The following is a 12,252-nucleotide window of genomic DNA, read 5'->3' as shown; positions in this document are numbered from 1 at the left end:
CTTATGAGGACGCGGCGGAGCCCGGGACGGTTCGGGAGAGAGCGATCCGGGCGCAGGTGTCGATCATCACGCCCTCGACCTCGTCGAGCCCGCGGGCCTCCGCCGTGGACTTGGCCAGCGCGAGCGCCGCGGTCTGCACGGTCAGGGCCCTGGCGGGCAGGTCGAGGCGGGCCCACGGGTCCGGGCCCGGACGCGTGGCCGGACCGCCGGCCGCCTCGTACGCGCCGAGGAACCGCGCCCACACCGCCGCCGGGAGCAGCCCGGCGGCGAACCAGGCGGCGGGGCGGGCCAGGTCCCAGGCGGGGTCGCCGAGCCCCGCGTCGTCGACGTCGATGAGCCGCCAGTCGCCCCCGAGGTCCCGGACGAGCTGGCCGAGGTGGAAGTCGCCGTGGCAGAGGTACGCGCGCGTGCCCCCGGTGCCGCCCTCACTCAGGGACTCGGTGCCGCCCTCGCCCAGGGACTCGGTGACGGTGCGCCAGGCCGCGAGGACCGTGGCGGTCGCCGGGTGGTCCGGCGCGGCGCGGAGCATCCGGCCGACGGCGAGCGCCGCCTTCGCGGGGGCCCGCATCCCGGGCAGCGGGCCGGACGGGGGCGGGGTGCGGTGGAGCAGGGCGAGCAGCCGGGCCGCTTCCTCCCAGGGGGCCGCGTCGGGGTCGCCCGGGTCGACCGGAGGCCCGTACGGCCACACCGTCACCGGCCGTCCCGCGACCCGCTCGGTCCGGGGCCCCGGGACCGGCGGCAGGAGGATCGCCGCGAGGGCCGGGTCGCCGGCGAGCGCGAGCCGCACCGCGTGCGGGCCGTCCTCCGTGCCGGGGGCGTGCGCCTTGGCGACGATCCCGCCGTGCCGCACGACGGCGCCGTCGTCCCGGTCCGCGAGCACCCGCACCGCCTCCGGGTCGCAGCCGCACCGCTCCGCACCGTGCACGGCGCCGCGCGCGATCTGGGCCAGCGCCCCCAGCACGTCACCGCCGCCCTCCACGAACTCCATCCGGCGAGCGTACGCGGCGCGGGCCGGCGGCACGTACGGGGTGCGGACGCGCGGAGGGGCCGGTCGGCTCCCCGGCCGACCGGCCCCTGCGCTGTCGTCCGCCGCACCCCCGTCCCCACGGGGCTGTCGGCCGATGTTCCCGACCCGGGCCGCTCACCCGGGTCCGGGGCGCCGCTCAGCGCCCCAGCATCACGCCCACGGACGACGCCTGTGTGACCACCGCTTCCCAGCCGCCGAAGACGACCACGAGCAGGGCCGCGAGGGGGAGGACCATGGCGGTGGCCACCAGGGGGTGACGGCGTCCCGCGGGGCGGGGGGTCGGCCGGTGTGCCGTGTGGGCCATGGTCCTCTCCTGTCGCATCTCTTGCGGTTCTCGGTGCGGTGGGCGCGTGTTCCTCGGGGGACGAGAGTCGCGCCCACCGCATGACCTCAACAGTAGGGAGCGGGAGCGCCCGGGGCGTCATGCCCGCGTACCGGCTTCCGGGCCTACGGGAGGATGACGCCGCTCCCCCCGGCGTACTCCCCTGGGTGGAGACGGGGGCGCGCGGGTGGGGGTCTTCCCGGAGGGGACGCGCCCCCGCGTGACTTGGGTCACGTCCGGCCGGGAGCGGGGTGGGCGGGGTGCGCGGGGCGGGGCGCGGGTACCCGGGGCGGGGCGGCGGGAGTTGTCCGGGGCCGTTGTCAAGTGGGCTGGACGGCAAGGGGTGTTGGCGGGAAGAGTCGGGGCGGCACGGGGCCGCCGTCCCCCTCAGCACTGACAATCGAAGCCGGTGGGAGGGCGCGGCCTATGAGCGCCCGGGGGCGGCACTACGTAAGCTGTGCCACGTCGAACGGACGAGGGGACGGACATGGCGATGATGCGGCTCCGGCGCGAGGACCCGCGGATCGTCGGGGCGTTCAGGCTCCACCGCAGACTGGGCGCCGGAGGGATGGGGGTCGTGTACCTCGGCTCCGACCGGCGCGGGCAGCGGGTGGCGCTGAAGGTGATCCGCCCGGACCTGGCCGAGGACCAGGAGTTCCGCTCGCGGTTCGCCCGTGAGGTGTCGGCGGCCCGGCGGATCCGGGGCGGCTGTACCGCCCGGCTCGTCGCCGCCGACCTGGACGCCGACCGCCCCTGGTTCGCCACCCAGTACGTGCCCGGACCCTCGCTGCACGACCGGGTCGCCGAGGAGGGTCCGCTGCGGGCCGCCGACGTGGCCTCGATCGGCGCCGCCCTGTCGGAGGGCCTGGTCGCCGTCCACGAGGCCGGCGTCGTGCACCGGGACCTGAAGCCGTCGAACATCCTGCTCTCCCCCAAGGGCCCCCGCATCATCGACTTCGGGATCGCCTGGGCCACCGGGGCCAGCACCCTCACGCACGTCGGCACGGCGGTCGGCTCCCCCGGCTTCCTCGCGCCCGAACAGGTGCGGGGCGCGGCCGTCACCCCGGCGACGGACGTCTTCTCGCTCGGCGCCACCCTCGCGTACGCCTCGATGGGCGACTCCCCCTTCGGGCACGGCAGTTCCGAGGTCATGCTCTACCGCGTGGTCCACGAGGAGGCCCAGCTCCAGGGGGTGCCGGACGCGCTCGCGCCGCTGATCCGGGCCTGTCTGGCGAAGGACCCGGAAGACCGGCCCAGCACCCTCCAGCTGTCGATGCGGCTCAAGGAGATCGCGGCCCGCGAGGCGCAGGGCCTGCCGTCCGCGCGGCCGCCGGCCCCGCGCGAGCGGATGGAGGAGCGCGGCACGCTGCGGCCGACCGAGCGGTACACGGAGCGGGACGCGCCGGGCCGCGAGCCGGAGCGCGCCGCGGCCCGGGGGCGCGGGGCGGCACCGTCCTCGCGCCCCTCGGCGCCCCCGCGTACCGGCGGCTCCCGCAATCCGCAGTCGCGGCCCGGGACCCGTCCGGGGGCCCGGTCGACGTCCACCGGCCGCCGCCCGGCCAACCCCCGGCTGCTGCGCCAGCGGCTCGTGGTCTTCGTGGTGGTGACCCTGCTGGTGGCGCTGGGCATCGCCGCCGCCCAGGCCCTCCAGGGCTGATCCGGGGCGGTTACGCCTCGGGGCGGCCGGCCGTGACCGCGTAGAAGGCGACGGCCGCGGCGGCGCCCACGTTGAGGGAGTCGACGCCGTGGGCCATCGGGATGCGGACCCACTCGTCGGCGGCGCGCAGCGCCTGGGTGGAGAGGCCGTCGCCCTCCGCGCCGAGCATCAGGGCGACCCGGTCGAGGCGGTGCGGGGCGGCCTCGTCCATGGCGGTGGCCTTCTCGGCCGGGGTGAGGGCGAGGAGCTTGAAGCCCGCCTCCCGTACCGTCTCCAGACCGCGCGGCCAGGTGTCCAGGCGGGCGTACGGGACGGAGAAGACCGCGCCCATGGAGACCTTCACCGAGCGGCGGTAGAGCGGGTCGGCGCAGTCCGGGGAGAGCAGGACGGCGTCCATGCCGAGGGCGGCGGCGCTGCGGAAGATGGCGCCGATGTTGGTGTGGTCGTTGACCGCCTCCATGACGGCCACCCGGCGGGCGCCCGCGAGGAGTTCGGCGGGGTCGGGGAGGGGCTTGCGCTGCATGGAGGCGAGGGCGCCGCGGTGCACGTGGTAGCCGGTGACGCGCTCGGCGAGGTCGGGCTGGATCGCGTACACCGGGGCGGGGACCTCGTCGATGACGTCGCGCATGACGTCGACCCACTTGGCGGAGAGCAGCATCGACCGCATCTCGTAACCGGCCTGCTTGGCGCGGCGGATGACCTTCTCGCCCTCGGCGATGAACAGGCCCTCGGCGGGCTCGCGCCGGCGGCGCAGCTCGACGTCGGTCAGGCCGGTGTAGTCGTGGAGGCGGGGGTCGTCGGCGTCGGTGATCGTGATGATTTCGGCCACGGGGTGATACTGCCTTGTCCGGGGTGTGGTGCCAATGCGCGGGACGGGCGGCGGTCGCCGCCCGTCCCGGCCGGGTGGGTGTCGGGTGCGTCAGCGGGTGAGCTTGTCGGGGCCCTCCGCGACGACCGGGCCGATGACGATGACGGCCGGCGGACGGACCTCCTCGGCCTTCACCACCTCGGCGACGGTGGCGAGGGTGGCGTCGACCCGGCGCTGGGTCGCGGTGGTGCCCTCCTGGACGAGGGCGAGCGGGGTGTCGGGGGCCTTGCCGTGGGCGACGAGCGCCTCGGCGATCTTCCCTATCTTGTCGACGCCCATGAGGATCACCAGCGTGCCGGTGAGCTTGGCGAGCGAGGCCCAGTCGACGAGCGAGCGCGGGTCGTCGGGGGCGACGTGCCCGCTGACCACGGTGAACTCGTGGGCGACGCCCCGGTGGGTGACCGGGATGCCGGCGGCGCCGGGGACCGAGATGGAGCTGGAGATGCCGGGCACGACGGTGCAGGCGATGCCCTCGGCGGCGAGCGCCTGCGCCTCCTCCATGCCGCGGCCGAAGACGAAGGGGTCGCCGCCCTTGAGCCGGACGACGGACTTCCCGGCCTTGGCGTGCTCGATCAGCGCGTTGTTGATGGCCTCCTGGGCCATGAAGCGGCCGTACGGGATCTTCGCCGCGTCGATCACCTCGACGTGCGGCGGCAGCTCGTCCAGGAGGTCGCGGGGGCCGAGCCGGTCGGCGATGACGACGTCGGCCTCAGCGAGCAGCCGGCGGCCGCGGACGGTGATGAGGTCGGGGTCGCCGGGGCCGCCGCCGACGAGGGCGACGAACGGCGTGCGGGCGCGCTGCGCGGGCGCGGCGAGGGAGCCGTCGCGCAGGCCCTCCAGGATCGCGTCGCGGACGGCGGCCGAGCGGCGCGGGTCGTGGCCGGTGAGGACGGCGACGGTGACGCCGGCGCCGCGGCCGGTGGCCGGGGTCCAGGCGGTGGCGGCCTCGGCGTCGTCGGAGCGGACGCACCAGACGCGGGCGCGCTCGGCCTCGGCGGAGGCGGCGGCGTTGGCGGCCGCGTCGGTGGTGGCGACGAGCGCGTACCAGGCCTCGGCCAGGTCGCCGTCCTCGTAGCGGCGGCGCACCCAGGTGATCTCGCCGGTCTCGGCCATGGCCTCCACGGAGGGGGTGGCGGAGGGGGAGATCAGGGTGATGTCGGCGCCGGCGGCGATGAGGGCGGGCAGGCGGCGCTGGGCGACCGTGCCGCCGCCGAGGACGACGACGCGCCGGCCGGCGAGGCGGAGGCCGACGGGGTAGGCGGGGTGCTCGGCGGGCTCGACGTGCTGGGCCATGTGCGGGCGGCTCCTCGGATGGGGCGGGGGCCTGTCCGACCCTGTGCGTCGGATCAGGCCGGGTCGTTCGGTGCGTGCGTTCGGCGTGCGGCCGGGGCGCCTTCGTAGCGGAGCTACTCGGGCGTTTCGGCCGTGCGCCGATCGTGCGAGCCGGGCGGGCCGGACCCGACGGACTTGGTCGGGCGGGCTCTGGGGCCGCTGCGGCGGTGAAGCGGCTGGTGGGGCGGGCGGGAGGCCCGGAGACCACGATATCGGTGACGTGGCGTGGGCACCTTGTGACCCTCGTCCCTCGGGTACGGGACGCGGGCATGGGGCGGCCCCGGTGGCGCCGTCCCCTCGGGCGGGGCGGCGGCACCGGGGCCGTACGGGCTACTTCTCCGTGACGCCCGCGGAGTCGAAGGTCGCGACCTCGTGCATGGCGCGGGCCGCGCTCTGCACCAGCGGCAGGGCCAGCAGGGCGCCGGTGCCCTCGCCGAGGCGGAGGTCCAGGTCGACCAGCGGGCGCAGGCCCAGCTTGTTGAGCGCGGCGACGTGGCCGGGCTCGGCGCTGCGGTGGCCCGCGATGCAGGCGGCCAGCGACTCGGGGGCGATGGCGCGGGCGACCAGGGCGGCCGCGCCGGTGGAGACGCCGTCGAGGATCACCGGGGTGCGCAGCGAGGAGGCGCCCAGGATGAAGCCGACGAGGGCGGCGTGCTCCAGGCCGCCGATCTGCGACAGGACGCCGATCGGGTCCTGCGGGTCCGGCTTGTGCAGGTCGAGGGCGCGGCGGACCACGTCGACCTTGCGGGCGTGGGTCTCGTCGTTGATGCCCGTGCCGCGGCCGGTGACCTCGGCCGGGTCGACGCCGGTGAAGACGGAGATGAGGGCGGCGGACGCGGTGGTGTTCGCGATGCCCATCTCGCCGGTGAGGAGCGCCTTGTTCCCGGCCGCGACGAGGTCGCGGGCGGTCTCGATGCCGACCTCGATCGCGGCGACGGTCTCCTCGCGGGTCATCGCCAGGCCGGTGGTGAAGTCGCCGGACCCGGCGCGGACCTTGCGGGGCAGCAGGCCGGGGGTGGCGGGCAGCTCGCCGGCGACGCCCACGTCGACGACGCAGACCTCGGCGCCGACCTGGTTCGCGAAGGCGTTGCAGACCGCTCCCCCGCCGAGGAAGTTGGCCACCATCTGGCCGGTGACCTCCTGCGGCCAGGGGGTGACGCCCTGGGCGTGCACGCCGTGGTCGCCGGCGAAGATCGCGACGGCGGCGGGCTCCGGGATCGGCGGCGGGCAGACCCGGGAGAGGCCGCAGAGCTGCGCGGAGATGATCTCCAGCATGCCGAGCGCGCCGGCCGGCTTGGTCATCCGCTTCTGCCGCTCCCACGCCTCGCCGAGCGCCTTGGCGTCCAGCGGACGGATGGCGGCGACGGTCTCCTGGAGCAGGTCGTGCGGCTCCTCGCCGGGCAGGGCGCGGCGGCCGTACGTCTCCTCGTGGACGACCCAGGAGAGCGGGCGGCGCTTGGCCCAGCCGGCCTGCATCAGCTCGGGCTCGTCGGGGAACTCGTCGACGTAGCCGACGCAGAGGTACGCGACGACCTCCAGGTGGTCGGGGAGGCCGAGGGCGCGGACCATCTCGCGCTCGTCGAAGAAGCTGACCCAGCCGACGCCGAGGCCCTCTGCGCGGGCGGCGAGCCAGAGGTTCTCGACGGCGAGGGCCGAGGAGTACGGGGCCATCTGCGGCTGCGTGTAGCGGCCGAGGGTGTGCCGGCCGCCCCGGGTGGGGTCGGCGGTCACCACGATGTTGACCGGGGTGTCGAGGATGGCCTCGATCTTCAGTTCCTTGAACTGCTTCGCGCGGGCCTTCGGCAGCGACTTGGCGTACGCCTCGCGCTGGCGCTGGGCCAGCTCGTGCATGGTCTGCCGGGTCTCGGCCGAGCGGATGACGACGAAGTCCCAGGGCTGCGAGTGGCCGACGCTGGGGGCCGTGTGGGCGGCCTCCAGGACGCGGAGCAGTACCTCGTGCGGGATCGGGTCGGAGCGGAAGCCGTTGCGGATGTCGCGGCGCTCGCGCATCACGCGCAGCACCGCCTCGCGCTCGGCCTCGTCGTAGCCGGGGGCGGCGGGGCGGGGCTCGGGCTGCTCCTCCTGCTCGTCCTGCTCCTCGGCGTCGTCGGCCGCGGCCTCGGCCTCGGGGGCGTCCTCGGCGACGACCGGGATCTCCTCGGCCACGGCGACGACGGGGGCCTCGACGGGCACCTCGGCGGCGGCGTCGGCGAAGGCCGGCTCGGCGGGAGGCTGCTCGGCCGGGGGCTGCTCGGCGGGAGACGGCTCCGCGGGAGGCTGCTCGGCGGCGACGGGCTGGGGCTCGGGCTCGACCGCGGGCTCGGGCTCGACGGCGGTCTCCACCGCGTTCTGGGGCGCCGGCTCGGCTTCGGGGGCGGGTTCGGCGACGACCTCGGGGGCGACCTCGACGGGGGCCGCCTCGGCGGCGGGCTCCTCGGCCACGGGTTCCTCGACGGCGACGGCGACGGGCTCGGGCTCGACCACGACGGGCTCGGCCGCGACGGGCTCGGCCGCGGGCTCGACGACCGGCTCCACGGGCTGCTCGGCGGCCGGGGCCTCCGGTGCGGTCTCCGCCGGTACGTCGGCGGGCGCGGCGGTCTCCACGACCTCGGCCACGGGTGCCTCGGCGGGCTCCTCCGCCGCCGGCTCCTCCGCCACGGGCTCCGCGGCGGGCGCGACTTCCTCGGCGGCCTCGGGCTCGCGGGGCGCGGGGACGAGGGCCTCGGGTGCGACGGCCTCGGGCGCCACGGCCTCGGGTGCGACGGCCTCGGGCTCCACGGCCTCGGGCGCCACGGGCTCCGGCTCCACGGGCTCCGGCGCGGGGATCAAGGTCCCGGCCGGCGGGGTCGGGGCGGGCTGCTCGGCGGTCGGGACGGTGCCCTCGACCTGGACGAAGAGGCCGCTCGGCGGAACGACCGTTTCTGCGGGGGCCTCGGCGGGTGCCGGGGTCTCCTGCGGCTGCGCGGCCCACGGCTCGGCGCCCTGCGGGGCCGTCTGCTGGTCCTGCGCGATGTCGAAGTACTCGGGCCCGGTGGTGGGCGGCCCCGGGGTGCGTACGGGCACGGGCGCGGGACCGGTGGCCACGAGGGGCTCCGGGGCGGGCGCCGGGACCTGCGGGGCGGCGGGCACCGGCGCGGCCGGGCCCCGGTCGGCGAGCGAGCGCACGACTCCGCCCGTCTCGGGCACCGGCGGGCCCATGTGGAGGGGGCGGCGCGCGGGGGCGGGCTGCGGGGCGGCCGGCGGCGGCACGGGGACGCCGCCGAGGTCGACGGCGCCGGTGTCGAGGATGCCGGGCTCGTAGCCGTGGGCGGTGGCGACGGGTTCCTGCGGGGCGACCGGGACGCCGTGCGCCGGGGTGCCCAGCGGCACGCCCTGCGGCGGGGTGGCGCCCGGCACGGGGACGCCGTGCGCGGGGGTGACCGGGGCGGTGAGCTGGTCGGCGAGGACGAGGCCGTCCGGCAGCGGCCCGGTCAGCGGGTCGGTGAGGGGGTCCGGCAGCGGGTCGGTGAGCGGGTCGCCCATCGGGGCGGCCTGGCCGTGGGCCTCGGGGGCGCCCTGCTGCGGGACCGCGGGCGGGACGGCGACCGGCGGGGCGGGCACCGCGCCGGGGACCTGCTCGCTCCAGGCGCCCTGGGCGCCCGGCATCAGCAGCATGTCGTCTTCCTCGGGGAGCTGCCCGGGGGTGGGGCCGGAGGGGTCCAGGTAGGTGTACGCGCCCGGAGCGGGGATGCCCGGCTGCTCGACCATGCCTGCGTTCTCCGGCAGTCCCTCGCCCGGGACCTGGCCGGTGTCCGTCATGCGTACCCCTCGCCCATTCGTTGTCTTCGTTCAGAGCCGCGCCCGTCAACGAGAACGAGCGCCCGCGCCGCGCGGCACGGAGACGCACCGTCACCCGACCATTGTCGCGGCCCGCGCCCATCGTGGCAGGCGGATCCGCCACGGTGCGCTGTGGACTGCGCCACGTCGCGCCGTCCCCCCGGTGTCCCGCACACCGGTGACCACCGAGAACGGGTCAAGACGGTCATCGATTCGGGGCATTGACGAACAACCTGCCGAAGTTCCCCGTGCGGTACAACAATCGGCCAGCCTACCTGCCCGGGCGCCCGGGCAGGGTCAGGGGGCGCCGGTGGTCCGGCGGCCGGAGAGCAGGAAGACGACGGAGCGTCGGCGCTCGCTCCAGTCGGCCGGATCGAGGCCGACGGTCTGGAGGAGGACGGTCTCGACGGCGTAGCCGCCGGCGGCGAGGGCGGTGCCGATCGCCTCGGCCTCGTCGCGGGTGGTGGCGTGGGCGGCGATCCGTTCGGGGCGCCGGTCGGCGCAGGCGGTGACGACGGGGACGCCGCCGGCCCCGACGCGTACGACGTCGGGTTCGGGGAGGCTCTCCAGGACGTGCGGGGCGCGCCCGGTGACGGTCTGGAGGAGGACGCCGTGGCGGCGGGCCGCGGTCTCGGTGCGGGCACGGGCGGCGGGGTCGGCGTCGACGGCGATGACGGCGGCGCCGAAGCGGGCGGCCTCGACGGCGAAGCTGCCGCCGGCGCTGCCGACGTCCCAGACGAGGTCGCCGGTGCGGGGGCCGAGCCGGGCGAGCTGGACGGCGCGCAGGGTGGGGTCGTGGCCGATGCCGGGCGCGTCCTCGGAGCCGTACTCCTCCGGGCGGCCCGCCCAGCCGCGGACGGCTCCGGCGGCCGGGTCGTTGCCCATCAGCCAGGGGGCGGCGGAGGCGCCGGTGCCGCCGGCGCCGCCGATGACGAGGACGACGTTGGGGTCGCGCCAGGTGTGGTCGGCGGCCTTGTCGGAGGTGAGGACGGAGACCTGTTCGCGGGTGGTGCCGAGCTGCTCGCAGACGACGAAGGTGCGGTGGACGCCGTCGAGGAGGAGGGCGAGTTCGGCGGGGCCGGCGCCCGGGGAGGTGAGGACGGCGACCTTGGGGTGGGCGCGGCAGACGTTGACGGCGCGGCGCAGGGTCTTCTCGTGGGCGACGACGACGTGGGCGTCGTCCCAGGGCATGCCGGCCCGGGCGAAGGCGGCGGCGACGGAGGAGACGGCGGGGACGACCTCGACCTCCAGGCCGTGCTCGGGGGCGCGCAGGGCGCGGACGACGCCGAAGAACCCGGGGTCTCCGTCGGCGAGGACGACGGCGGTGCCGCGGTGGCCGGCGATCCGGCGGGCGGCGAGGCCGACGCTGCCGAGCCGGACGTGCTCGGCGCCGGCGGGTACGTCGGGGAGCGCCAGGTGGTGGGCGGCGCCGGCCACCAGGGTGGCGGCCGAGAGCGCGGAGCGGGCCGCGGCGGTGAGGGGCGAGCCGTCCCAGCCGATCACCGTGACCCGATCGGCCATCGCGTCTGTCTCCTGTGGTGTCGTCGCAGGTCGGGGGCGTGTCGAGGGTACCCCGGGCCGGCGCCCGGAACACTCAGCTCCAGTCGGTGTACGAGGAGTATCCGGCCTCGGCCATCTGGTCGGCGACGCCGTCGAGGTCCTCGGGGAGGAGGCCCCAGAGGATGAGGTCGGTGCGGATGTCGGTCCACTCGCCGCTCTCGGTGAGGCTGCGCGCTATCCAGGCGTTGCGCAGCACGCCCTCGCTGATGCAGCCGATCTTCTGGGCGACCTGCTGGGAGGCGGTGTTGTCGGCGGCGGTGCGGAGCTGGAGGCGTTCGAAGCCGCGGTCGCGGAAGAGCCACTGGGCGACGGCGAGGACGGACTCGGTGGCGTAGCCCTCGCCGCGGGCCCAGGGGGCCGTGACGTACGCGACCTCGGTGGCCCGGAGGCGCCAGTCGGTGGAGTGGAGGTGGACGGTGCCGACCAGACGCTGCGTCAGGAACTCGGTGACGGCGAGGACGATGCCGTGGCCGCCGGTCCGTTCGGCCGGGGCGATCCGGCGGACCCAGTCCTCGGCGTGGGCGCGGGTGTAGGGGTGCGGCACCGAGGTCCAGGCGGTGACGAGTTCGTCGTTCATCATCTCGACGAGGGCGGGGATGTCGGCTTCCTCGTACGGGCGCAGCACCAGTCGCTCCGTGTTGATGGAGACTTCCGGGAAGGTGGTAGTCATGCGCAGCTCCATACGTGAAGACCGTGAAGGCACAGCATGCAGCATGGCGTGGCCGACGCGCATGCGCGGGTGAGCACAAGGCCCCGCGCGCCGGACGGGGCGAGCGGGGCCTTGTGGTGAAGGACTGTACCGGCGGCGTTACTCGGCGGCGCCGAAGGCGGGGGTGACGGAGCCCTTGTAGGTGTCCTCGATGTACTTCTTCACCTCGGGCGAGTTGAGGAGCTTGGCGAGCTTCTCGACTCGCGGGTCCTTCTCGTCGCCCTTCTTGACGGCGAGGATGTTGGCGTAGGGGTTGCCCTCGCCCTTCTCCAGGACCAGGGCGTCCTTCGCCGGCGAAAGGTCGGCCTCGATCGCGTAGTTGCCGTTGATGACGGCGGCGTCGACGTCGTTCAGGGCGCGGGGCACGGTGGCGGCCTCCAGCTCCTTGAACTCCAGGCCCTTCTTGTCGGTGATGTCGGAGAGCTTGGCGTCGGTGCCGACGCCGTCCTTGAGGGCGATGAGGCCGTTGTCGGCGAGGAGGTGGAGGGCGCGGCCCTCGTTGGTGGTGTCGTTGGGGACGGCGATGGTCTGGCCGGCCTTGATGTCCTTGAGGGACTTCACGGACGTGGAGTAGAGGCCGAGCGGCTCCAGGTGGACGTCGACCACGGGGACGATGGTGGTCCTGTTCTTCGCGTTGAAGTCGTCCAGGTAGGGCTTGTGCTGGAAGAAGTTGGCGTCGACCTGGCCGTTCTGGGTGGCGGTGTTCGGCAGGACGTAGTCCGTGAACTCCTTCACCTCCAGCTTCAGGCCCTCCTTGGCGGCCAGGTTGTCCTGGACGAACTTGAGGATGTCGGCGTGCGGCGTCGGGGACGCGGCGACGACGAGCGCCTTGTCGGCGGAGCCGGCCTCGTCCTTGGCGGAGGCCGGGTCCGAGGAGGTGCCGCAGGCGGTGAGGCCGAGGGCGAGGGCGGTGACGGAAGCGAAGCCGGCGGCGAGCTTGATGTTCTTACGCACGAAGAGT

9 protein-coding genes are annotated in these 12,252 nt (G+C 75.9%); 1 reads left to right on the top strand and 8 read right to left on the bottom strand.

Annotated elements, in window-relative coordinates; all coding sequences use genetic code 11:
* Nucleotide 1: 1 nt before the first annotated feature.
* Both HHL19_RS25415 and HHL19_RS25410 read right to left on the bottom strand, forming a co-directional pair.
* A complete protein-coding gene (locus HHL19_RS25415; RefSeq protein ID WP_169092663.1) occupies nucleotides 2-988 on the bottom strand; it encodes an aminoglycoside phosphotransferase family protein in 987 nt (328 codons plus the stop codon).
* Between the two features lie 175 nt (nucleotides 989-1,163).
* A complete protein-coding gene (locus HHL19_RS25410) occupies nucleotides 1,164-1,331 on the bottom strand; it encodes a hypothetical protein (RefSeq protein ID WP_189949504.1) in 168 nt (55 codons plus the stop codon).
* A 505-nt stretch (nucleotides 1,332-1,836) separates the two neighbouring features.
* On the opposite strand from HHL19_RS25410, the gene HHL19_RS25405 reads away from it, so the two are divergent.
* The gene (locus HHL19_RS25405; RefSeq protein WP_169092661.1) at nucleotides 1,837-3,006 is read left to right on the top strand and encodes a serine/threonine-protein kinase; all 1,170 of its coding nucleotides are present in this window, start codon (nucleotides 1,837-1,839) and stop codon (nucleotides 3,004-3,006) included.
* Nucleotides 3,007-3,016: 10 nt separating this feature from the next.
* Here HHL19_RS25405 and HHL19_RS25400 read toward each other — a convergent pair whose 3' ends face one another.
* The 6 genes from HHL19_RS25400 to HHL19_RS25375 all read right to left on the bottom strand — a co-directional run bounded on the left by HHL19_RS25400 (nucleotide 3,017) and on the right by HHL19_RS25375 (nucleotide 12,245).
* Entirely contained in the window at nucleotides 3,017-3,835 is an 819-nt protein-coding gene (locus HHL19_RS25400) for an RNA methyltransferase (protein ID WP_169092660.1), read from the bottom strand.
* 90 nt (nucleotides 3,836-3,925) lie between these two features.
* The gene (gene cobA, locus HHL19_RS25395) at nucleotides 3,926-5,167 is read right to left on the bottom strand and encodes a uroporphyrinogen-III C-methyltransferase (protein WP_169092659.1); all 1,242 of its coding nucleotides are present in this window, start codon (nucleotides 5,165-5,167) and stop codon (nucleotides 3,926-3,928) included.
* Nucleotides 5,168-5,536: 369 nt separating this feature from the next.
* A complete protein-coding gene (gene cobT, locus HHL19_RS25390) occupies nucleotides 5,537-9,004 on the bottom strand; it encodes a nicotinate-nucleotide--dimethylbenzimidazole phosphoribosyltransferase (RefSeq protein WP_169092658.1) in 3,468 nt (1,155 codons plus the stop codon).
* Nucleotides 9,005-9,319: 315 nt separating this feature from the next.
* On the bottom strand, nucleotides 9,320-10,543 hold the full coding sequence (gene cbiE, locus HHL19_RS25385; RefSeq protein WP_169092657.1) for a precorrin-6y C5,15-methyltransferase (decarboxylating) subunit CbiE: 1,224 nt from the start codon (nucleotides 10,541-10,543) through the stop codon (nucleotides 9,320-9,322).
* Nucleotides 10,544-10,616: 73 nt separating this feature from the next.
* The gene (locus HHL19_RS25380) at nucleotides 10,617-11,264 is read right to left on the bottom strand and encodes a GNAT family N-acetyltransferase (protein ID WP_169092656.1); all 648 of its coding nucleotides are present in this window, start codon (nucleotides 11,262-11,264) and stop codon (nucleotides 10,617-10,619) included.
* A 126-nt stretch (nucleotides 11,265-11,390) separates the two neighbouring features.
* Complete coding sequence (locus tag HHL19_RS25375; RefSeq protein WP_169092655.1) at nucleotides 11,391-12,245, bottom strand: MetQ/NlpA family ABC transporter substrate-binding protein; 855 nt, start codon at nucleotides 12,243-12,245, stop codon at nucleotides 11,391-11,393.
* Nucleotides 12,246-12,252: the final 7 nt, after the last annotated feature.

It is taken from the genome of Streptomyces sp. R302 (assembly GCF_012927245.1).
Lineage (GTDB): Bacteria > Actinomycetota > Actinomycetes > Streptomycetales > Streptomycetaceae > Streptomyces.
This window is presented reverse-complemented; position numbering and strand designations above follow the sequence as displayed.